Origin of the sequence: Rhodanobacter sp. DHB23, from assembly GCF_014842975.1 — a bacterium.
In the GTDB taxonomy this organism is placed as follows: domain Bacteria; phylum Pseudomonadota; class Gammaproteobacteria; order Xanthomonadales; family Rhodanobacteraceae; genus Rhodanobacter_A.
Genome location: NZ_JACYXK010000026.1, coordinates 112,078 through 133,645 on the forward strand (window position 1 = coordinate 112,078; position 21,568 = coordinate 133,645).

16 protein-coding genes are annotated in these 21,568 nt (G+C 69.3%); 12 read left to right on the forward strand and 4 right to left on the reverse strand.

All coding sequences use genetic code 11. The features are described 5' to 3' along the window. Positions 1-167 precede the first annotated feature (167 nt). On the reverse strand, positions 168-2,993 hold the full coding sequence (locus IHE47_RS08935) for a S8 family serine peptidase (RefSeq protein WP_225561727.1): 2,826 nt from the start codon (positions 2,991-2,993) through the stop codon (positions 168-170). Between the two features lie 224 nt (positions 2,994-3,217). Between IHE47_RS08935 and IHE47_RS08940 the strand changes: the two genes are divergently transcribed. The 5 genes from IHE47_RS08940 to IHE47_RS08960 all read left to right on the forward strand — a co-directional run bounded on the left by IHE47_RS08940 (position 3,218) and on the right by IHE47_RS08960 (position 10,272). Continuing rightward, positions 3,218-4,402 (forward strand): thiolase family protein, encoded by a 1,185-nt coding sequence (locus tag IHE47_RS08940; RefSeq protein ID WP_192105548.1) that lies wholly within the window; start codon positions 3,218-3,220, stop codon positions 4,400-4,402. Positions 4,403-4,528: 126 nt separating this feature from the next. Continuing rightward, positions 4,529-4,900, forward strand: a complete 372-nt coding sequence (locus tag IHE47_RS08945; protein ID WP_192105549.1) for a hypothetical protein — start codon at positions 4,529-4,531, stop codon at positions 4,898-4,900. Positions 4,901-5,120: 220 nt separating this feature from the next. Then, positions 5,121-6,728 carry a carboxyl transferase domain-containing protein gene (locus IHE47_RS08950; RefSeq protein ID WP_192105550.1) on the forward strand — a complete coding sequence of 536 codons (1,608 nt, stop codon included), beginning with the start codon at positions 5,121-5,123 and terminating at the stop codon, positions 6,726-6,728. A 47-nt stretch (positions 6,729-6,775) separates the two neighbouring features. Further along, entirely contained in the window at positions 6,776-8,467 is a 1,692-nt protein-coding gene (locus IHE47_RS08955) for a molecular chaperone HscC (protein WP_192105551.1), read from the forward strand. Then, entirely contained in the window at positions 8,464-10,272 is a 1,809-nt protein-coding gene (locus IHE47_RS08960) for a DnaJ domain-containing protein (protein ID WP_192105552.1), read from the forward strand. The genes IHE47_RS08955 and IHE47_RS08960 overlap by 4 nt, the downstream gene beginning before the upstream one ends. A gap of 11 nt (positions 10,273-10,283) precedes the next feature. Here the strand turns inward: IHE47_RS08960 and IHE47_RS08965 are convergent, their stop codons facing one another. The 3 genes from IHE47_RS08965 to IHE47_RS08975 are packed head-to-tail and all read right to left on the reverse strand — an operon-like array spanning position 10,284 to position 12,699. Next, the gene (locus IHE47_RS08965) at positions 10,284-10,628 is read right to left on the reverse strand and encodes a DUF6587 family protein (protein WP_225561728.1); all 345 of its coding nucleotides are present in this window, start codon (positions 10,626-10,628) and stop codon (positions 10,284-10,286) included. Next, entirely contained in the window at positions 10,625-12,460 is a 1,836-nt protein-coding gene (locus IHE47_RS08970) for a ferrous iron transporter B (RefSeq protein ID WP_192105553.1), read from the reverse strand. Before IHE47_RS08970 ends, IHE47_RS08965 begins: the two co-directional genes overlap by 4 nt. After that, on the reverse strand, positions 12,457-12,699 hold the full coding sequence (locus IHE47_RS08975) for a FeoA family protein (RefSeq protein ID WP_192105554.1): 243 nt from the start codon (positions 12,697-12,699) through the stop codon (positions 12,457-12,459). The genes IHE47_RS08970 and IHE47_RS08975 overlap by 4 nt, the downstream gene beginning before the upstream one ends. A 149-nt stretch (positions 12,700-12,848) precedes the next feature. On the opposite strand from IHE47_RS08975, the gene IHE47_RS08980 reads away from it, so the two are divergent. The 7 genes from IHE47_RS08980 (at position 12,849) to IHE47_RS09010 (ending at position 21,508) form a co-directional block, all read left to right on the forward strand. Beyond that, a complete protein-coding gene (locus tag IHE47_RS08980; protein ID WP_192105555.1) occupies positions 12,849-13,640 on the forward strand; it encodes an enoyl-CoA hydratase-related protein in 792 nt (263 codons plus the stop codon). Positions 13,641-13,795: 155 nt separating this feature from the next. Then, entirely contained in the window at positions 13,796-15,784 is a 1,989-nt protein-coding gene (locus IHE47_RS08985) for an acetyl/propionyl/methylcrotonyl-CoA carboxylase subunit alpha (protein WP_192105556.1), read from the forward strand. A 133-nt stretch (positions 15,785-15,917) separates the two neighbouring features. Next, positions 15,918-16,817 (forward strand): hydroxymethylglutaryl-CoA lyase, encoded by a 900-nt coding sequence (locus IHE47_RS08990; protein ID WP_192105557.1) that lies wholly within the window; start codon positions 15,918-15,920, stop codon positions 16,815-16,817. Between the two features lie 359 nt (positions 16,818-17,176). Next, positions 17,177-17,944 carry an SDR family NAD(P)-dependent oxidoreductase gene (locus IHE47_RS08995; RefSeq protein WP_192105558.1) on the forward strand — a complete coding sequence of 256 codons (768 nt, stop codon included), beginning with the start codon at positions 17,177-17,179 and terminating at the stop codon, positions 17,942-17,944. Between the two features lie 105 nt (positions 17,945-18,049). Then, a complete protein-coding gene (yeiP, locus tag IHE47_RS09000; protein WP_192105559.1) occupies positions 18,050-18,613 on the forward strand; it encodes an elongation factor P-like protein YeiP in 564 nt (187 codons plus the stop codon). Positions 18,614-18,849: 236 nt separating this feature from the next. Further along, a complete protein-coding gene (locus IHE47_RS09005) occupies positions 18,850-20,907 on the forward strand; it encodes an FUSC family protein (RefSeq protein ID WP_192105560.1) in 2,058 nt (685 codons plus the stop codon). A gap of 70 nt (positions 20,908-20,977) precedes the next feature. Next, positions 20,978-21,508 (forward strand): hypothetical protein, encoded by a 531-nt coding sequence (locus IHE47_RS09010; RefSeq protein ID WP_192105561.1) that lies wholly within the window; start codon positions 20,978-20,980, stop codon positions 21,506-21,508. Positions 21,509-21,568 lie beyond the last annotated feature (60 nt).

The following is a 21,568-nucleotide window of genomic DNA, read 5'->3' on the forward strand; positions in this document are numbered from 1 at the left end:
CCGGCCCGATTGGGTTCGGCGCCTGGTGTTCGTGTCGCGGCATCGGATGGGCGGCACGAGGCACGCGGCCCTGAACGGCCGGGCCATGGGCGGACTGCCGCAGCGCAGGCGTGCCGCCGCGGCCGCCCCCCGGTGGCGACGCGTTGCGGCGCCGCCACCGGGACCGGTCAGAACGACCAGCGGTAGTTCAGCATCGCCATCGTCGCCTGCTGGCCCTGGCCGAAGTACTGCTCGCAGTCGAGCGCGAGGCTGCTGCGCGCATTCATGCGCCAGTCGAGCGTGGCGCCGGCCAGGCCGCCGTAGCGCGCCAGGCCGATGCCGCCCAGCGGGGCCCACTGGTTCACCCCGGTGAAGCTGGCCTCGAACACCTCGCCGCGCAGGCCGAAGGACTGCTGCCACGCCAGCTGGCCCTGCAGGCCCAGGCTGCCGGCTCGCCCGAGTTGCCAGTCGCGGCTGGCGCGCAGGCCCAGGCCTGCCTGCCAGCGCGCGGTGGTGAGCGCATCGGCCTTCAGGCCGAAGCCGTCGCCGCCCATCTCGTCGAACCCGTCGCGCTGGATCTGCGCGTATTCCAGGCTCGCGTAGGGCATGACGCGGGTGTCGCCCAGCAGCATGCGGTAGCCGCTTTCGCCGTAGGCCACGCCGTAACGGCCGCTGTCGTCGCTGCCCACGCCGGTGGCCTGGCCGCCCAGCTGCACCTGGCGCTGCATGGTTTCCTGGTAGGTGCCGAAGCCGAAGCGGCCCATCGCGTACCAGTTGCCGCGCATCGTGCCGCCGTAGAGCATGCCTTCCACGGCGCGGCTGTAGCCCTGGTCCGCGCTTTCGGTCAGGCGGCCCAGGCCATGCGTGCCGCTCAGCGCGAAGCCGGCCACGCCGCTGCCGTCCACCCGGAAGTCCTGCCCCACCATCCAGCCGTTGAGGTCGTAGGCCACGTCGCTGTAGCCGCTGCGCGACATGGAGCCCTGGTAGCCGAGGCTCTGCATCCATGCGCCGATGGGTTGCTGCGATGGCGCGGACAACAGCTGGTCGAAGTGGTCGGTCAGGGCGCGCGTGCCGGCGTCGATCGCCTCGAAGGTCATCGCCGCGCTGGCCGCATGCAGCTGGCCGGAGAGGCTTTCCAGCGATTGCTGCAGGTTGCCCAGCGTGGCCGTCTGCTGCAGCGTGGCCGCGCCGGCGATGAAGCTGCTGCTCGCCGGCGAGCCGGTCGCCGCGGGGTTGGCCAGTTGCGCGTTGATCTGGTTGAAGGCCGCGTCCACGCGCTGCGCCGCGCCGTAGGAGGCGACGCTGTAGCTGCTGCCCTGCACCGCGCTCACCTGCACCTGCTGCACGTCCAGCCACGCCGTGGTCGTGCTGTAGTTGAGCGAGGCGGTGAGCAGCACGTTCGACGCCGTGGTCATGCCGGCGAAGGTGCCGCTGAGGCCGCCCTTGGCGACGATCACGTTGGTCTGCGCGTTGGGGGTGTAGCCCGAGTTGGCGCCGGTCACCAGCAGGTTGCCGGCGATGCTGGCCGTGCCGGCCACGTTGAGCGTGGAACCCAGCGACACCGCCAGCTGGCCCCCGGCCGGTTGCGTGTAGTTGCCGCCCACGCTGACATTGGTGTTCGCGATCGAAAGCGTGCCGGCGTTGCTCACGTTGCCGCCGATGGCCGACATGCCGCTCAGCGTGGCGCCGCTGCTGATCGCCGCCGCGCCGGCCAGCGACATGGCGGTCAGGGTGCCGCCCTGCACCTGCGTCTCGCCGGTGTAGCTGGAAGGCTGGGTGAGGTTGAGCGTGCCGCTGCCCTGCTTGATCAGGCCGCCGGCGCCGGAGATCGGATTGTTCCAGCTGGAGCTGCCGCTGAAGCTGACGGTGACGTCGCCCCAGTTGAACTGCATCGGGCCGTTCACCGCGCGACCCACGTCCAGTTCGCCGTAGCCGTAGGTCGGGTTGGGCTGCGAGCCGCCCAGCGGGTCGGCGGTGCCGAGCAGGGTCTGCCGCACCAGGTCGTTGCTGAAATACGGATAGGCCTGCCACACCAGCGCCGCCGCGCCCGAGACCTGCGGCGCCGCGAACGAGGTGCCCTCCACGATGTAGTAGGTGGGGTTGGTGGTGCCGGCCGTGGTGTCCTTGTCCAGCACGATCACGTCGCCCGGCGCGGCGAGGCAGTAGTTCATCGCCGCGCCGCACTGGTTGGAATAGCTCTCCAGTTGGGTCGGGTTGTTGCTGTTGACCGCCACCGCCACCAGCCAACCCTTGGCCAGGTCGGGCGCCACGTTGGGCAGCATCGCGATGGTGCTGGGGTTGGTCTCCGAATCGTTGCCGGCGGCGAACACCACCAGCCCGCCCTGCTGGTTCACGAACGGGCTGTAGGCCTGGTCGAAGGCCTGGTTGAGGCTGGTGTTGGTGGTGTCCCAGGTGATGCCGCCCCAGGAATTGTTCATCACCTTGACGCCGGCGCTGATCAGGTCCGCATTGACCTGGCCGAAGAACTGCGCGTCGCTGGCGGTGACCGTCGACGGCGCCGTGGAGCCGTTGTCGTCCGGTGCGTTGTCGTCGATGATGCGCGCCGACACCAGGTCGGCGCCCGGCGCGATGCCGCCGGGGAACTGGGCGAACGGCGTGCCCGCCGCGATCTCCGACACCCAGGTGCCGTGGCCCACCACGTCGTCGACACTGGTGTTGTTGGTGCTGGGGTCGACGTAGATCAGCTCCTGCGTCACGCGCCCCGACACCGTCGGGTTGCTCGCCATGATGCCGGTGTCCACGACGCCGATGGTCACGCCCGCGCCGGTGTAGCCCTGGCTGTGCGCGGCATAGGTGTTGGTGATCGAAAGCTGGGCGTCTATCGGCGGTTGCGCCGGCGCGGTCGAGGACGACGCAGGCGTCGACGGGGTGGTCGTCTTGACGTTGCCGCCGCCTCCCCCGCCGCAGGCAGCCAGACCCAACGCAAGGCCGACAGCAGCGGCCAACCGGCAATGACGCAGGCCACGAGTGGCCATCTCTCCATATGGCTTCATGATCTCTCCCCCGATCCACGAACAGCGCTCGCCACCTCGAAAAGCCGCGGCTACCGACGCGGATCCGGTGGAAGCCCAGTGTGTCACAACACCGGGAGGCGACAAACGCCCTGCAAGACCTTGCGGCCGGGCCGGGCGGTTTGCCGGGTTTCGCCGCCGGCTGCGATAATCCCGCCCTGTCCCCTCCGGCGCCGTGCGCCATCCGTGATTCCGTGGAGATCCCCATGTCCGACGTCAGCGTTGTCATCGTCGGTGCCAAGCGCACCGCCATCGGTTCCTTCCTCGGCCAGTTCACCGGCGTGCCCACGCCGAAGCTGGGCGCCACGGCGATCCGCGCCGCGCTGGAACAGTCCGGCGTGGCGCCCGCCGACGTCGGCGAGGTCATCATGGGCTGCGTGCTGCCGGCCGGCCTCGGCCAGGCGCCGGCCCGCCAGGCCGCGCTGGAGTCCGACCTGCCGAAGTCCGCGGGCTGCACCACCATCAACAAGGTGTGTGGCTCGGGCATGAAGGCGATCATGCTGGGCCACGACCTGATCAAGGCCGGCTCGGTCAACGTGGTGGTGGCCGGCGGCATGGAGTCGATGACCAACGCCCCGCACCTGGTCCAGGCCCGCACCGGCATCCGCTATGGCGACGGCAAGCTGGTCGACCACATGGCCTGGGACGGCCTCACCAATCCCTATGACGGCAAGTCGATGGGCGTGTTCGCCGAATCCTGCGCCGACAAGTACCACTTCAGCCGCGAGGACCAGGACGCGTTCGCGATCGAGTCGGTCAAGCGCTCGCAGGCCGCCCAGCAGTCCGGCGCCTTCGCCGGCGAGATCGTCCCCGTCACCGTCGCTGGCCGCAAAGGCGACGTGTTGGTGGATACCGATGAGCAGCCCGGCCGCTCCGATGTCACCAAGATCCCCACGCTGAAGCCCGCCTTCCGCAAGGAGAACGGCACCGTCACCGCGGCCAGCTCCTCCAGCATCTCCGACGGCGCCGCCGCCGTGGTGCTGCTGTCGGCCGACGACGCGCACAAGCGCGGCCTGCAGCCGCTGGCGCGCATCGTCGCCCACGCCACCCATGCGCAGGAGCCGGAGTGGTTCACCACCGCCCCGGTCGCCGCCATCCAGAAGGTGCTGGACAAGGCCGGCTGGAAGGTGGCCGACGTCGACCTGTTCGAGATCAACGAGGCGTTCGCGGTGGTGGCCATGGCGCCGATCAGGGAACTCGGCATCCCGCACGAGAAGGTCAACGTCAACGGCGGCGCCTGCGCGCTGGGCCACCCGATCGGCGCCAGCGGCGCCCGCCTGGTGGTGACCCTGCTCAACGCCCTGAAGGTGCGCGGCCTCAAGCGCGGCGTCGCCAGCCTGTGCATCGGCGGCGGCGAGGCGACCGCGATCGCGGTGGAGCGCCTCGACTGACCCCCCGGCGCGCCGTGCCGGCTTTCAACCCAGCCTGAAGCGGCGCGCCGAAAGTTATGGCGCACAACGCGGGAAAGCGCTAATAATAATCCGCCATTCGGCATTCCACGGCTTAGGAGATACACCATGAAGTTGACGCGTACCCTTCTCGCCTCCGCGCTCGTCGCGCTGCTGGCGGCTTGCAGCAACGGCGCGCAGGACTCCGCGCAGAACGCCCAGTCGAGCGACCAGGCCCAGCAGGCCTCCGCCGACCAGGCTCAGCAGGCTGCCGCCGCCCCGGCTTCGACCGCTGCTGCTCCGGCTGCTGCCCCGGCTTCCACCGCTGCCGCTCCGGCTGCCGCCCCGGCCTCCACCGCCGCTGCTGCTCCGGCTGCTGCTGCCAGCGCTGCTGGCGACGCCGCCGCTGCCGCCGGCAAGGCTGCCGACGCCGCCAAGGACGCCGCTGGCGCCGCCAAGGATGCCGCCGACAAGGCCAAGGACGCGATGAAGGGTCACTGATCCTCGTTTCGCAGTCCGGAAAAACGGCCGCCTCGCGCGGCCGTTTTTTTGCGGGATTTGATTTACTTGTGCGGGCTGTACTTGTGCGTTCGTCCTTGAACGCGAGAATCAAACGGGCGGCCATCCATGGCCGCACTTTTCGAGAAGCGTCGCGCGGGGCCGGCTTTGCTGCGCTGCACTCTCGGTATCATCCGCGGGTTCCTTCCGACGGCAGCCGCGCATGAGTGTCATCGTCTCGCAGATCGATCCGCGTTCCCCCGAGTTCCAGTCCGCCGGCGAACGCCTGCGCACGCTCACCGAGGACCTGTGTCGCGAACTGGCGCGCAGCGCCGAGGGCGGCGGTGCCAAGGCGCGCGAGAAGCACACTGCGCGCGGCAAGCTGCTGCCGCGCGAGCGCATCCGCGCCCTGCTCGACCCCGGCTCGCCCTTCCTCGAGCTCTCGCCGCTGGCCGCGCACGGCATGTACGACGATGCCGCGCCCGCCGCGGGCATCGTCACCGGCATCGGCCGCGTCAACGGCATCGAGGTGGTGGTGGTCGCCAACGATGCCACGGTGAAGGGCGGCACCTATTTCCCGATGACGGTGAAGAAGCACCTGCGCGCGCAGGAAGTGGCGCTGGAAAACCGGCTGCCCTGCGTCTACCTGGTCGATTCCGGCGGCGCCTTCCTGCCCATGCAGGACGAGGTGTTCCCGGACAAGGAGCACTTCGGCCGCATCTTCTACAACCAGGCGCGCATGTCGGGCCTGGGCATCCCGCAGATCGCGGTGGTGATGGGCAGTTGCACCGCCGGCGGCGCCTACGTGCCGGCGATGAGCGACGAGACCATCATCGTGCGCGAGCAGGGCACGATCTTCCTGGGCGGCCCGCCGCTGGTGAAGGCCGCCACCGGCGAGGTGGTCGATGCGGAGACGCTGGGCGGCGCGGACGTGCACACATCCATCTCGGGCGTGGCCGACCACTACGCCGAGAACGACGCGCACGCGCTCTCCATCGCCCGCGACATCGTGGCCAGCCTCAACCGCAGGAAGGCGATGCCGCTGGCGCTGCGCGAACCCGCCGAACCGAAATACCCGTCCAGCGAGCTGTACGGCGTGATCCCCGAGGACACCCGCCGCCCGTTCGACATCCGCGAGGTGATTGCGCGCATCGTCGACGGCTCGGAATTCCACGAGTTCAAGGCGCGCTACGGCAAGACCCTGGTCTGCGGCTTCGCGCACATCCACGGCTATCCGGTGGGCATCGTCGCCAACAACGGCATCCTGTTCGCCGAAAGCGCGCTCAAGGGCGCGCACTTCATCGAGCTGTGCAACCAGCGCAACGTGCCCCTGGTGTTCCTGCAGAACATCACCGGCTTCATGGTAGGCAAGAAGTACGAACAGGCCGGCATCGCGAAGGACGGCGCCAAGATGGTGACGGCGGTCGCCTGTTCCCACGTACCGAAGTTCACCGTGGTGATCGGCGGCAGCTTCGGCGCCGGCAACTACGCGATGTGCGGCCGCGCCTACGGCGCGCGCTTCCTGTGGATGTGGCCGAACGCGCGGATCAGCGTGATGGGCGGCGAACAGGCCGCGTCGGTGCTGGCCACAGTGAAGCGCGACGGCATCGAGGCCGCCGGCAAGTCGTGGAGCGCGGAAGAAGAGGACGCCTTCAAGGCGCCGATCCGCGAACAGTACGAGCACCAGGGGCATCCCTATTACGCCAGCGCGCGGCTGTGGGACGACGGCATCATCGACCCGGCCGACACGCGCCGCGTGCTGGGGCTCGCCATCTCCGCTTCGATGAATGCGCCGATCGAGCCGCAGCGCTACGGCGTGTTCCGGATGTAACACACTGGCCGGACGGCCATGGATGCAAGACCAAGGGGGAACAACCAGTGATCGTCGGCATTGACCTGGGCACCACGCATTCGCTGATCGGCTGTTTCGGCGAGGACGGCCCGCGGCTTTTCCCAAATGCGCTGGGCGAATTGCTCACGCCCTCCGTCGTCAGCATCGACGACGACGGCCACATGATCGTCGGCGAAGCCGCGCGCGACCGCCTGGTGAGCCATCCCAAGAGCACCGTTGCGGCCTTCAAGCGCTGGATGGGGTCGTCGCGCGAGACGCCGCTCGGCAACCGCCAGTTTCGCCCCGAGGAGTTGTCGGCCCTGGTGCTCCGCTCGCTGATCGCCGACGCCGAAGCCGCGCTCGGCGAGAAAGTGGATGAAGCCGTGATCAGCGTGCCGGCCTATTTTTCCGATGCGCAGCGCAAGGCCACGCGCGCGGCCGGCGAACTGGCCGGCATCAAGGTGGAACGCCTGATCAACGAACCCACCGCCGCCGCCCTCGCCTACGGCCTGGAAGCCAAGCCCGAGGGCACGCGTTTCCTGGTCTTCGACCTCGGCGGCGGCACGTTTGACGTCTCGGTGCTGGAGACCTTCGAAGGCGTGGTCGAAGTGCATGCCAGCGCCGGCGACAACTTCCTGGGCGGCGAGGACTTCCTCGACCTGCTGGAAAACACCTGCCTCGCCGACCTCAAGTTGAATGCCGCGGACTTCTCGCCCGTCGAACGCGGCCTGCTGCGCCGACGCCTGGAAGTACTCAAGCGCGCGTTGAGCCAGCAATCCGAGCAGCGCATCGATTGCCAGGTCGGCGAACGCGTCATCCGCTGGCAGATCGACCAGGACCGTTTCCTGCAACTGGCCGAGCCGCTGCTGCAGCGCATGCGCGCCCCGCTCGAACGCGCCTTGCGCGACGCACGGCTGCAACCGGAACAACTCAACGAGATCGTGCTGGTCGGCGGCGCCAGCCGCATGCCGCTGGTGTCGCGGCTGATCGCGCGCATGTTCGGCCGGCTGCCGCTGCGCCACATCAACCCGGACGAAGCCATCGCCATGGGCGCCTGCGTGGCCGCCGGCCTCAAGAGCCGCAACGTCAAGCTGGACGAGATCATCCTCACCGACGTCTGCCCGTACACGCTGGGCGTGGAAGTTGGGCAAAAGGACGAGCACGGGAACGTGCAGAACGGGCTGTTCTCGCCCCTCATCCAGCGCAACAGCGTGGTGCCGATCAGCCGCGAATCCACCTATTTCCCGATGACCGAGCGGCAGAAGCTGCTGTCGCTCAAGATCTACCAGGGCGAAAGCCCGATGGTGGCGCGCAACATCAAGCTCGGGCAACTGGACGTGCCGCTCAACCCCACCCTGCCCATCGCGGACAACGCCGTGGTCGTCCGCTTCACTTACGACATCAACGGCGTGCTGCAGGTGGAGGCCGCGCCCGCCGCCAGCGGCACGCGCCACGAACTGGTGCTGGAGCAGAACCCGGGCATCCTGAGCAAGGAGGAAATCCGCGCCAGGCTGGATGCCCTGTCGGAACTGAAGATCCACCCCCGCTCCAAGCAGGAAAACCTCGCGCTGCTGGCGCGCGCCGAGCGCCTGTTCGAGGAATACATCGCCGCGCGCGACGTGTTGCGCGAATGGATAGGCCGCTTCACGCAGACGCTGGAATCGCAGGACGAGCGGCTGATCGGCGAACACCGCACGCGCTTCGGCCAGGCCATGGACGAACTGGAACGCCAGCTTTGACCTGGGTCCACGAATTGCTCGGCGTTGCCGCCGATGCCGATGCCGCCACGATCAAGCGCGCCTATGCGCGCCTGCTGCGCACGACGCGGCCGGACGAGGATGCTGAAGCGTTCCAGCGCCTGAACACCGCATACCAGATAGCACTCACGCAAGCGGGCAGGCAGACGACCCGCCCCCCGATGGCACAACCCGCACCTATCCCGCCCCCGGCGACACCGAAACGCGATACCCACGTCATCCCCGTATCCACCGGCGACACCCAGCCGCCAGCAGCGCCGCTACATGTGGTCGTCCAACCCAGCCGCCCCGCTGTACCGCTGGAAACGCTCAGGACCGGGCCATCGATCGCACCCAGGGCACCGCATGTGCTCGAAACCCTGTCGCAACCCGAAATTTCCGGGCCCGACCTGGTGCCCCCGCCGCTGGAAACGCTCAAGCCCGGGCCATCGATCGCACCCAAGGCAGCGCACGCGCTCGAAACCCTGTCGCCACCCGAAACCTCCAGGCCCGGCCTGGCGCCTGCGCCAGTGGAAATCCTGAAGCCGGCGGGCCCCGCCTCCACGCCGGCCCGAGTGCTTCCACCGGTCGAGACCCTGCGACCGGCGGCGTCGCGACCAGCGCCGGCGGTCAATATCGCCGAACTGGCCAAGCGCGTGATCGACGAAGCATGCCGCGCCGAAGGCCCGGTGGTGCTTGCCAACTGGCTGGCCCGCTGCCCGGAACTATGGTCGTTCCGCATCAAGCAACTCACCGGGCAGCGGATGATGCAGGGACTGGCGCAAGAGTCACGTCCCATGCAGTCCGCCAACTTCGATGCACTGCTGGGCTTCTTCGATCTCAACAACGTGCTGACAGGCCTGAACCCGGTTGCCCTGGAAAAATTACGCAGCAGGCTGGCGGCACACTGGGAGATGTTCAACGACCATACATCGCTGGCAAGACGATCGCGCACCCTGACCGAGAAAGGCCAGCCTCATCCTTGGAGGGTGCGCAGTTGCATCGCCCTGCTGCAACAGCCGCGCAGCTGGTACCGAACCATCGGCGTGACCCTGACGCGCGAAAAATCCGCGAACCTCGCGCGCATCGCGCACGCGCTTTGCCTGGGCGTCCCCGAGCAATTGCCAGCCACGTTGAATCGGGAACATGCGCAATTCTGGTTGCGTGCCGTGGGCAGCAATGGCAATAGCCGCGAATACTGGACACTCGTCGCCATCCGCGTGCTCGCCATGGCCCTGGCAGGCGCTGCCATCACCGCCATCGTGCTGTTCTGGGCGGCATCGCAACAGGGCGACATCACCAAGCCGGCCGCCTGGCTAGGCATCGGGTCCGTCTCGGTCGTGATGTTCGCTGGCATCGCGCTCTTTCTGTCCGCCCTGATCGGCGTCAGGTGGATCAATCGCTGGCAAGGCGCGCCGGAGTCTTCAAGCGAGGCCAATCCATGGCGGCGGCGATTACTCATCCCTTCGCTGTGCGCCCTTGGACTTGGAATGGACTACCTGCTGGACAAGCCCATCGTGGCGACGCCGATCGTACTTGGCGCGTTGGCCCTGGCCATCCGTCGGTACAGGCTTCGCACGCCGAAACGCAGCAGGAAACCCATCCTCAACCTCAGTCCGCGTGCCCTCACGTACCTCTTGCTGGCCTGCGCATCCGTTATCGGCAGCGTGGCAACCCAGGCCGTGAATGGGGGAGCACTCGACAACGTTCCGCTGCTGGCCATGGCCGCAGCCACGACGCTCGTCATTTGGGGCATCGACATGTTTCGTCACCGCGCGCATTGGCGGGTGAAGCAAGCCAGGGGCTGACGCTGTCCGAGTCAGCGCGAACGCGACCTGAAATGCAGCGGCATCGGCTCCACCGCCGTGCGCGCCTGCCCGGATGAACCGGGAGCACGCGACTCCGTCGAAGCCGCTACCGGCTTCTTCGGCCCGCAAGCGCCGCAGGTGCTGCAACCGTCACTGCAATCGCCCGTGCCCTGCTTCGGCTGCAGGCGTCGTCCCAGGGCCTTCAGCAGGCGCGAATCGCTGCGCGACAGGCGGATCGACGCCGCCGCCAGCCAGCGGCTGGTGAGCTGCGGCGCCAGCTTGCGCAACACCACCAGCACGCTGGCCGCCACGATCAGGCCAAGCACGACGTACTGGATCAGCAGGCCCTTGCTCATGCCAGTGCACTCGCGGCCTGGTAGACGAGGAAGGACGCCGCGTAGGCCATCACGAACTGGTAGCCGAACGACACCGCCACGTTGCGCCACTCGCCGGTCTCGCGCTTGATCACCGCCAGCGTGGACATGCACTGCGGCGCGTAGGCGAACCACACCAGCAGCGACAGCGCGGAAGCCAGCGACACGTGCGAGGCCAGCGCCGGTGCGAGCTGGCCCGCGTCGCCGCCCACCGCGTACACCGTGGCCAGCGCGGCCACCGCGGTCTCGCGCGCGGCGAAGGCGGGGATCAGCGCCAGGCTCATCTGCCAGTTGAAGCCGATCGGCGCGAACGGATATGCCAGCCAGTGTCCCAGGTGACCGGCGAAGCTGTAGTCGACGGCCGGCCCGCTGGCGCCCGCCGGCGGCGCGGGGAACGTGGACAGCGCCCACATCAGCACGGTGAGCGCGAGGATCACGCCGGTCAGCCGCTTCAGGAAGATCATGCCGCGCTCGTACAGGCCGATCGCCACGTCGCGCGCCTTGGGCAGGCGATACGAGGGCAGCTCCATCAGCAGCGCGTGGTCGCCCTGGTCGCGGCGCATGCGCTTCATCACCCAGCCCACCAGCATCGCGCCGAGGATGCCCGCGAGGTACAGCGCGAACAGCACCAGCCCCTGCAGGTTGAACAGGCCAAGCACACGGTGCGCCGGGATGAAGGCGCCGATCAGCAGCGCGTACACCGGCAGGCGCGCCGAGCAGGTCATCAGCGGCGCCACCAGGATGGTGGCGACGCGGTCGCGCGGATCGGTGATCGAGCGCGTGCCCATGATGCCGGGGATGGCGCAGGCGAAGCTGGACAGCAGCGGGATGAAGGAACGCCCGGTCAACCCCACCGACAGCATCAGCCGGTCCAGCAGGAAGGCCGCGCGCGGCAGGTAGCCGGACTCCTCCAGCACGAGGATGAAGAAGAACAGCACCAGGATCTCGGGCATGAAGCCCAGCACCGTGCCCAGGCCGGTGAAGATGCCGTCGGTGATCAGCCCCTGCAGCGGCCCCGGCGGCAACCACGCGGCGACATGCGCGCCCAGCCAGCCGAAGCCGTCGCCGATCAGGTCGGTCATCGGCTTGCCGGCGGCGTACACCGCCTGGAACACCAGGAACATCACCACGGCGAGGATGGCGAGGCCGAACACCGGATGCAGCGCCCAGTGATCCAGCGTGTCGTCCAGTTCCGCCGTGTGGCGCGGCATGCGCACGGTGGCGGCGAGCAGCGCGCGCACTTCGGCATGCAGGTCGGCGCGGCTGGCCGCGTCGTCGGCCTGCGCAGGCGCGGGTTCGGGCAATTCGCCGTCCACGCGCTCCACCAGCGCCTGCGCGCCGCCGCGCTTCACCGCGACGGTCTCCACCACCGGCAGGCCCAGCCGGCGCGACAGCTCCGGCACGTCGATCTCGATGCCGCGCCGGCGCGCCGCGTCCATCATGTTCAGGGCCAGCACCACCGGGCGGCCCAGGCGGCGCACTTCCAGCAGGAAGCGCAGGTGCAGGCGCAGGTTGGTGGCGTCGGCCACGCACACGATCAGGTCGGGCGGCGCCTCGCCGGGGTAGTTGCCCTGCAGTACGTCGCGGGTGATCTGCTCGTCGGGGCTGACCGCGTCGAAGCTGTACGCGCCCGGCAGGTCGAGTATCTGCAGCATGCGCCCGGACGGCGCCACGAAGCGCCCTTCCTTGCGCTCGATGGTGACGCCCGCGTAGTTCGCCACCTTCTGCCGGCCGCCGGTGAGCAGGTTGAACAGCGCGGTCTTGCCGCAGTTCGGGTTGCCCACCAGGGCGATGCGCAGGGCGTCGGCGCTCATGCCGCCTCCTGGCGCACGGCTACGCGCGCGGCCTCGGCTCGGCGCAGGGCGAAGCGGGTGAAGCCGATCTGGATCAGCAGCGGGTCGGCGCCCAGCGGCGCCCGCGCCACCACGCGCACCGGCTCGCCGTCGACGAAGCCGAGGTCGCGCAGGCGCTGCGCCACCGCGTCGTCCGCGTGCGCGTCGTCCACGCGGTCCACCACGGCGGTGACACCCTTCGGCAAGTCGGACAAGCGCACGGTCAATCCGAGTACAAATAAGAATGGTTCGCATTGTATCCGTATTACGCGCGTGTTGCAGGGTATCCCTGTTACGCGCGCATCCCGGGGTTTCCGGGCGCGGACGGCGCGACGATTTAAGATGGCGCCTTTCTCCGCAGGATCCCCCGATGGCTTCCTCCGTACGGACCACCGACCTCGCCGGCGTGCGCACGCTGGCCATGCACCGCCCCGAGGTGCACAACGCCTTCGACGACGCGCTGATCGCCGGGCTCACCGCCGCCATCGAGGACGCCAGTCGCGACCCGGCGGTGCGTGCCGTCGTGCTCACCGGCAGCGGCGCCAGCTTCTCGGCCGGCGCCGACCTCAACTGGATGCGCGGCATGGCCAAGGCCAGCGAGGCTGAGAACCGCGACGACTCGCTGCGGCTCGCACGGCTGATGCGCAGCCTGCAGTTCTGCCCCAAGCCCACCGTCGCCCGCGTCAATGGCGCGGCCTACGGCGGCGGCGTGGGCCTGGTCGCCTGTTGCGACATCGCCATCGGCGCGGAGGGCGCGAAATTCGGCCTCACCGAGGTGAAGCTGGGCCTGGTGCCCGCGGTGATCTCGCCCTACGTGCTCGCCGCCGTCGGCCTGCGCCACGCACGCAAGCTGTTCCTCACCGGCGAGGTGTTCGACGCCGCCGAGGCGCAGCGCATCGGCCTGCTGCACCAGGTCGTGGCGCCCGAAGCCCTGGACAACGCCGTGGCCTTCGCGCTGAAGCTGCTGGCCAAGGCCGGCCCGGAAGCGCAGCGCGAAGCCAAGCAACTCGCCTTCCGCATGGGCGGCCTGGACGAAACCGCCGCCGAGCGCATCGACCGCGACAACGCCGCGCTGATCGCCCGCCTGCGCGTGTCGCCGGAAGGCCAGGAAGGGCTCACCGCCTTCCTGGACAAGCGCGCGCCGCGATGGGCTGCCGGCTGACCCGCCATGCTGCGCTGCGCATCGGCGCAAGCCGGCGCATCTGCTAGTTTTCCGGGGCTTTGCATCGCGCGCCAGGCCAAAGGCGCGCCTGCAGCCACCGCCATCCCGGCCCACCCCGGGATGGCGACAAGACCAAGGCATCGCAAGGAACCCGCATGTTCGAACGCGTACTGATCGCCAACCGCGGCGAGATCGCCTGCCGCGTGATCCGCACCTGCCGGCGGCTCGGCATCCGCAGCATCGCGGTGTATTCGGAAGCGGACCGCGACGCGCAGCACGTGCGCCTCGCCGACGAGGCCTGGCCGATCGGCGGGCCGCGCCCGGCGGAGTCCTACCTGCGCATAGCCGCGATCATCGAGGCCGCGAAGAAGAGCGGCGCGCAGGCCATCCATCCCGGCTACGGCTTCCTGTCCGAGAACACCGCGTTCTCGCGCGCCTGCAAGGAAGCCGGCATCGTGTTCATCGGGCCGGATCCCGCAAGCATCGAGGCGATGGGCTCGAAGTCCGCCGCCAAGGTACTGATGGCGAAACACGACGTGCCACTGGTGCCCGGCTACAACGGCGACGACCAGGACAACGCCTTCCTCGCGGAACAGGCACACGCCATCGGCTATCCGCTGATCATCAAGCCCTCGGCAGGCGGCGGCGGCAAGGGCATGCAGATCGTGCGCAGCGACGCGGAGTTCCCCGAGGCGCTGGCCACCGCGCAGCGCGTGGCGCAGGCCGCATTCGGCGACGCCAGCATGCTGCTGGAACGCTACGTCGAGCATCCGCGCCACATCGAGTTCCAGGTCTTCGGCGACCGCCACGGCCACGTGATCCACCTCGACGAGCGCGAATGCTCGGCGCAACGCCGCTACCAGAAGGTGCTGGAGGAAACGCCTTCGCCCTTCCTCACGAACGAAACACGAGCGGCGATGGGCGCCGCCGCGGTGGCCGCGGCCAAGGCGGTGAACTACGTGGGCGCGGGCACGGTGGAATTCATCGTCGCGCAGGACGGCACGTTCTTCTTCATGGAAATGAACACGCGCCTGCAGGTGGAGCATCCGGTCACCGAACTCACCCATGGCATCGACCTGGTCGAGTGGCAGCTGCGCATCGCGCATGGCGAGGCGCTGCCGCTCGCGCAGGAACAGGTCGCCTCGCACGGCCACGCCATCGAGGTGCGCCTGTACGCGGAAGACCCCGAGCAGAACTTCCTGCCCGGCTCCGGCAAGCTGCTCACCCTGCGCCTGCCCGCGCCCTCGCGCCACGTGCGCATCGACGACGGCGTTGCGCAGGGCGACACGGTGACGATCTTCTACGACCCGATGATCGCCAAGCTGATCGTGTGGGACGAGGACCGTCCGCAGGCCCTGCAGCGCCTGCGCGAAGCGCTGGCCGGATGCGAGATCGAGGGACCGAAATCCAACATCGCCTTCCTCGAACGGCTGGTGCGCCACCCGGCGGTCACCGGAGCACGCATCGACACCGGCTATCTCGACCGCCACCTCGACGAATTCGTCACCGGCCACGGCGAACCCGATACACGCACCCTGTTCGCCGCCGCCACCGCCGCGCTGCTGCACGACGAGGCACACGTCACCGCGAATCCCGCCGATCCGCACTCGCCCTGGGCCGGTGCCGACGCGTGGCGCGTGGGCCATGCCGGCAAGCGCATCGTGGCGCTGACGCGCGGCGAGTCGCGCTTCGAGGTCGAGGCGCACGGCCACGCCGGCGACTACCGCCTGCGCCATGGCGACATCGCCAGCGAAGTACGCGGCGCGCGGCTGGACGGCGACTCGCTCAGCGCCCGCTTCGACGAAAAAGCCGAGCGCTACGCCCTGCGCAGCAGCGCGCATCGCGTACTGCTGCATGACACCGACGGTCGCCGCTGGCGCCTCGACCGTACCGCCGCGTTCGCGTGGCAGTCGAAGGACAGCGCCGGCGGCAACCAGGTCGTCGCGCCCATGCCGGGCCGCATCGTGCTGGTGAAGGCCAAGCCGGGCGACAGTGTCGAGGAAGGCCAGGAGCTGCTGGTGATGGAGGCGATGAAGATGGAGCTGGCCTTGAAGGCACCGCGCGCCGGTACCATCGAAAGCGTCAACGCCACTCAGGGCGATTTTGTCGAAGCAGACGCCGTGCTGGTTCGCCTCGACACCTGAGCTTTAGCCCCTCTCCCGCCGGGAGAGGGGCTGGGGTGAGGGTCCGGTTGAAACGCGACGCTTCGCCCGTACCCTCATCCGCCCTTCGGGCACCTTCTCCCGGAGGGAGAAGGAAACATCATCCGGAGCCGCCATGACCGCATCCAACCACGTCCGCATCGTCGAAGTCGGCGCCCGCGACGGCCTGCAGAACGAGAAGACCCTGCTGCCGGCCGAGGTGAAGATCGCGCTGATCGACCGGCTTTCCTCCACTGGCCTGAAGACCATCGAGGCGACCAGCTTTGTCAGCCCCAAATGGGTGCCGCAACTGGCCGACGCGGCGGAGGTGTTTGCTGGCATCCGCAAGGTGCCTGGCGTGAGCTATCCGGTGCTGGTGCCGAACCTGCAGGGCTACGAGCGAGCGAGCGAGGCCGGCGCCGGCGAGGTCGCCGTGTTCACCGCCGCCAGCGAGGCGTTCAACCGCAAGAACATCAACGCCTCGATCGACGAATCCATCGAACGCTTCATGCCGGTGCTGGAGCGCGCGAAGGCCGATGGCGTGGCGGTGCGCGGCTACGTCTCCACCGTGCTTGGCTGCCCTTACCAGGGCGAGGTGCCGGTGCGCGACGTGGTGCGCGTGGCGCAACGATTGCACGAACTCGGCTGCCACGAAATCTCGCTGGGCGACACCATCGGCGTCGGCACGCCGGCCAAGGCGCGCGCGATGCTGCACGCAGTGGCACAGGAAGTGCCGATGGCCGCGCTGGCCGTGCATTTCCACGACACCTACGGGCAGGCGCTGGCGAACATCCTCGCCTGCCTCGATGAGGGCGTGCGCGTGGTGGACAGCGCCGTCTCCGGCACCGGCGGCTGCCCGTACGCCAAGGGCGCCACCGGCAACGTGGCCAGCGAGGACGTGGTGTACATGCTGCACGGCATGGGCATGCAGACCGGCGTCGATCTCGACCTGCTGGTCGCCACCGGCGCCTGGCTGGCCGCGCAGTTGCACAAGGACACCGCCAGCCGCGTGACGCGGGCGCGCACGGCGGCATAGCGTTTTTCCCTCTCCCCTCCGGGAAGACCTGATTAGCGTCGAGTCTCAGCGGCAAGCCGATTTGCTCCTCCCCCTGCTTGCAGGGGGAGGTTGGGAGGGGGTGAAACCCTGCGAAAGACTGGATGGCTTTCGCAAGAGCCTGACCCCACCCCAGCCCTCCCCTGCATGCAGGGGAGGGAGACCGAACATGGCACGACTGAGACTCGACGCTAATCAGGCCGGGAAGAGTGGGCCAGCGCGTTGCGCGTGTCCGCGCCCGGCCACGCCCCGGAGACCAGGTGCCTTCGCGCCCAAGGCAAGCGATCGAGGTGAGTCGGGGCTGCTAAAATGTCCGTTTCGTCACCCACGGAATACCCGACATGCAGCTCGATCAGGTCAAGGCGATCATCACCGGCGGCGCCTCCGGTCTCGGCCACGCGGTGGCGCAGCACCTCGTCGCCCACGGCGCCAGGGTGGCGCTGTTCGACGTCAACGAGGAGAAGGGCCAGGCCGCCGCCAGGGCGCTGGGCGAAGTCGCCCGCTTCTACAAGACCGACGTGACCAGCGAGGACGGCGTCGCCGCCAACGTGGCCGCCGCGCGCGAGGCGATGGGCGGGCTCAACGTGGTGATGAACTGCGCCGGCATCCTCGGCGCCGGCCGCGTGCTGGGCAAGGAAGGCCCGATGCCGCTGTCCACCTTCGCCAGCACCGTGATGGTGAACCTGGTCGGCAGCTTCAACGTGGCCAAGGCCGCCGCCGCGCTGATGCAGCACAACGAGGCGGGCGAGGACGGCGAGCGCGGCGTGATCGTCAACACCGCCTCGGTCGCCGCCTACGAAGGCCAGATCGGCCAGGCGGCGTATTCCGCCTCCAAGGGCGGCGTGGTCGGCATGACCCTGCCGATGGCGCGCGAGCTGTCGCGCTTCGGCATCCGCGTGGCGACCATCGCGCCGGGCATCTTCTGGACGCCGATGGTGGACGGCATGCCGCCGCAGGTGCAGGAGTCGCTGTCCGCCTCCATCCCCTTCCCCTCGCGCCTGGGCAAGCCGGAGGAGTTCGCGCAGACCGTGGCCTTCATCCTCGGCAACCGCTACATCAACGGCGAGACCATCCGCCTCGACGGCGCGGTGCGCTTGCAGCCCAAATAGCCGGGATTCGGAAGACGGGATTCGGGATTCGACAAGAGCCCGCATCTCGCGCGCTCCGCTTTTCCCGAATCCCCGACCCCCAATCACGAATCCCGGTTCAAACCCATGAAAGCTTCCGACGTCAAGAAAGGCAACGTGGTCGAGCACGAAGGCACCGTGTACCAGGTGCGCGACATCGAGCGTAGCTCGCCCACCGCGCGTGGCGGCAACGTCACCTTCCGCTTCACCCTGTACTCCATCCCGGGCGGCCGCAAGTTCGACCTGAGCCTGCGCGCCGACGACGACCTGAAGGAAATGGACCTGGTGCGCCGCGCCGCCAACTATTCCTACATGGACGGCGAGGCCTTCGTGTTCATGGACGCGGAGGACTACACGCAATACCTGCTCGGCCCCGAGCTGGTGGGCGACAACGCCGGCTACATCGTGGAAGACGTGGAAGGCTTCTACGTGCAGCTGATCGACGACGCGCCGGTGGGCCTGCAGGTGCCCACCAGCGTGGTGCTGACCGTGGTGGACACCGCGCCCGAGCTGAAGGGCGCCAGCGCCACCAAGCGCACCAAGCCGGCCAAGCTCAACACCGGCGTGGAGATCCAGGTGCCCGAGTACATCACCAACGACGAGAAGGTGTGGGTGAACACGCTGACCGGCGAGTTCGCCGGCCGCGCCTGACCCATCCGCCGGCCGGGACGCGGCGCCGTCGAAGTCCCGGCATCGTTACCTGCCGGCAGCCATGCCGTGCCGCCGGCCGGCTGCGCATCGGCGCCGGCGTGCAACGGGCGACGCCGCTCCCGATGCGCATCCCCGACTCCCTGTCGCACCCGCCTGGCGTCGACCGGTCCATGCGGAGACCTTGAGCAGGCTCTGAGGCACAATCGAACGCTTCGTCCAGGAGCAAACGCGGCGCCATGTCATCGAGCGGCTATTCCCTGCGCGTGCAGTTCATCGAGACCCTGACGCTGATCAAGCGCCCGGACGTGCCGTTGCGGGTGGTGCTGCGCAATACGCTGGCCGTGGTCCTGCCGCTGGCCGCGGGGCTGGCGACGGGTTACCCCGAGGTCGGCCTCGGCGTGGGCGCCGGCGCGCTGGACACGATGTTCTCCGACCAGCCCGGCCCCTACCGCCAACGCATGCGCCTGTTGCTGCTGGCGGCGCTGGTGGCGGGGGTGGCCGCGCTGCTGGGCTTCACCATCGGCGGCCAGTTGCTGCCGATGCTGCTGGTCACCGCCGTGTTCGGTTTCTGCGGCGGCATGCTGGTGGTGTTCGGCACGGACGCGGCACGCGTGGGCATGACCAGCATGATCCTGCTGGTGATCGCCGCCGCCACGCCGGTCTCGCCCAGGAACGCCCTGCTCGCTTCCGGCCTGATCGCCAGCGGCGGCCTGCTGCTCACCCTGTTCGCGGTGGCCGCATGGCCGCTGCAGCGCTATCGCCCGGAACGCCATGCGCTGGCCGGCGTGTACGCGGGCCTCGCCACGCTGGCGCGCCAACCGGGCGACGACGAGAACGCGAACCCCGCGCTCACCGACGCCATGACTTCGCTGCAGCACACCCTGCTCGGACGCTATCGCGCGCATGGTCGCGCGATGGAGGCGTTCGCCGTGCTGCTGGAACTGGCCGAGCGCATCCGGCTGGAACTGACCGCGATTTCGGCGCTGCATGCCAATCCCGCCATGCACGCCCGCTACCGCGAAGACGCCGCGCACGTGCTGGACGCCATCGCGCACGCGCTGGAGACGGCCGAGCCTCCGCAGCAGGCGGAACGCGCGCTGCAAGCCCTGCGCAACGACAGCCGCGCCGTGCCCGACGGCCTGGCTTCGCATCTGCGTGCGCTGGATGGCCAGCTCGCGGCCGCGGTACGCAATGCCAACTGGGCGGGCAGTCGCGGCGAATTGCGCGCCGCGGCCGCGGAAACGCAATTGCCGCGCACGCTGCAGAGCGGTTCGGCCTGGGCCGTGTTGCACGCCAACCTCACGCCGCGCTCGGTGGCCTTCCGCCACGCGATACGCACGGCGGCCTGCCTCAGCATGGCGCTGCTGGTCTCCCGCCTGCTCAAGCTGCCGCACGGCTACTGGCTGCCGATGACCACGGCCATCGTGCTGCGCGCCGACTTCGCCGCCACCTTCAACTTCGGCCTGCTGCGCGTGGTGGGCACGGTGCTCGGGCTCGTGCTGACCACGGCCCTGCTGCACCTCACGCCGGCCTCGCCATGGGCGCATCTCGCGCTGATGGCGGTGCTGTGCATGGCGTTCCGCTGGCTGGCCAACGCGCACTACGGCATCGCGGTGGCCGCGCTCACCGGCACCGTGGTGATCCTGCTGTCGTACGAGGGCGTCAATTCCGGCGTGGCGGTGACCGACCGCGTGATCAACACCGTGCTGGGCTGCGCCATGGCGATGGCCACCTACCTGATGTGGCCCACCTGGGAGCGGGGCCGTGCGCGCGCCGCGCTGGCCGAGATGCTGGATGCCTACGCCAGCTACCTGCGCGCGCTGGCCGTGCCCGGACAACGCGAGGCGCAGCGCGAGACGCGCAGCCTGGCGCGCACCGCGCGCAGCAACGCGGCCGCCTCACTCGAGCGCATGCGCACCGAACCGGCCACGCCGCAGGCCCTGCTGGAACTGGCGCGCACGCTGTTCGCCAACGGCAACCGGCTGGCGCGCACGGCGATGGCGCTGGAGGCGCTGGGCAACGATCCGTCGTCGCGTCCCGCCGCCGTCAACGACTTCGTCGCCAGTTGCGCCAGCGCCACGCAATCCATCGCCGATGCCCTGCGCGAACGGCGCGCGCCCGAAAACCTGCCCGACCTGCGCGCCCTGCAGCAGTCGCTGCCCGGCGCACTGGCGCAAGCCGGCGAGCCGGCCACCGGCGAGGCCCTGCTCCAGCTCGGCGACCGGCTCGCCAACAACATCAACACGCTCGCCCACGTGCTCAGGCGCGCGCAGGCGGTCTCCGCAGGCACGTGATGGACGCTCCGCCGGCAAGCCGGTGGGGTAGCATGGCGGAGGCCGACCACTCCGCAACCTGCCGCCTGCCATGAATGTTTCCAGCATCTACGGTACCCGCTGGCAGTCCGCGAACGGGCTGGTCGCATCCGGCTACGCGCAGCAGCAAAAGCAGCCTGCCGGATCGCAAGCCGCACCCGCCGCCAGATCGAATCTCAGCGCCGAAAACGCCGGCCAGATGGCCGCCGCCATCGCCGCCGCAATGACGCAACTCGGGCTGACGGCCGCGCCGGGCCAGCCCGCGACCGGCAGCGCGACGACGCAGGGCGATGCCTCGCCCGGATCGCGCCAGGTGCGGCAGTACAAGGACATGGCCGCCACCTTCTCCAGCCTCGCCCGTGCGCTGGATGCCAATGCGGGCGGCACGCCAGCCACCGCCAGCAGCTCCAGTGGCCTGACCTCGGTGTTCCAGAACCTCTGGGCCACCCTGGGCGCGGCGTCGGAAACCTCCGCCAGCGCCTCCATCCCCAGCCTGCCCACGTTCCTGCAGTCGCTGGCGAGCAATTTCGGCGAAAGCGGCATTTCGGGGCTGCGCGGGGTCTTCGTCGATACCGTGGCCTGAAGCAGCCGGACGAAGGCCCGGGCGGGGATCGCCTCCGGCCCGCACTTCAGGAGCGCGTTC

Bases quoted from the DNA above. Each gene is read 5' to 3' on its own strand.
- IHE47_RS08935 (WP_225561727.1), bottom strand. From the start codon at position 2,993: ATGAAGCCATATGGAGAGATGGCCACTCGTGGCCTGCGTCATTGCCGG.
- IHE47_RS08940 (WP_192105548.1), top strand. From the start codon at position 3,218: ATGTCCGACGTCAGCGTTGTCATCGTCGGTGCCAAGCGCACCGCCATC.
- IHE47_RS08945 (WP_192105549.1), top strand. From the start codon at position 4,529: ATGAAGTTGACGCGTACCCTTCTCGCCTCCGCGCTCGTCGCGCTGCTG.
- IHE47_RS08950 (WP_192105550.1), top strand. From the start codon at position 5,121: ATGAGTGTCATCGTCTCGCAGATCGATCCGCGTTCCCCCGAGTTCCAG.
- IHE47_RS08965 (WP_225561728.1), bottom strand. From the start codon at position 10,628: ATGAGCAAGGGCCTGCTGATCCAGTACGTCGTGCTTGGCCTGATCGTG.
- IHE47_RS08970 (WP_192105553.1), bottom strand. From the start codon at position 12,460: ATGAGCGCCGACGCCCTGCGCATCGCCCTGGTGGGCAACCCGAACTGC.
- IHE47_RS08980 (WP_192105555.1), top strand. From the start codon at position 12,849: ATGGCTTCCTCCGTACGGACCACCGACCTCGCCGGCGTGCGCACGCTG.
- IHE47_RS08985 (WP_192105556.1), top strand. From the start codon at position 13,796: ATGTTCGAACGCGTACTGATCGCCAACCGCGGCGAGATCGCCTGCCGC.
- IHE47_RS08990 (WP_192105557.1), top strand. From the start codon at position 15,918: ATGACCGCATCCAACCACGTCCGCATCGTCGAAGTCGGCGCCCGCGAC.
- IHE47_RS08995 (WP_192105558.1), top strand. From the start codon at position 17,177: ATGCAGCTCGATCAGGTCAAGGCGATCATCACCGGCGGCGCCTCCGGT.
- yeiP (WP_192105559.1), top strand. From the start codon at position 18,050: ATGAAAGCTTCCGACGTCAAGAAAGGCAACGTGGTCGAGCACGAAGGC.
- IHE47_RS09005 (WP_192105560.1), top strand. From the start codon at position 18,850: ATGTCATCGAGCGGCTATTCCCTGCGCGTGCAGTTCATCGAGACCCTG.
- IHE47_RS09010 (WP_192105561.1), top strand. From the start codon at position 20,978: ATGAATGTTTCCAGCATCTACGGTACCCGCTGGCAGTCCGCGAACGGG.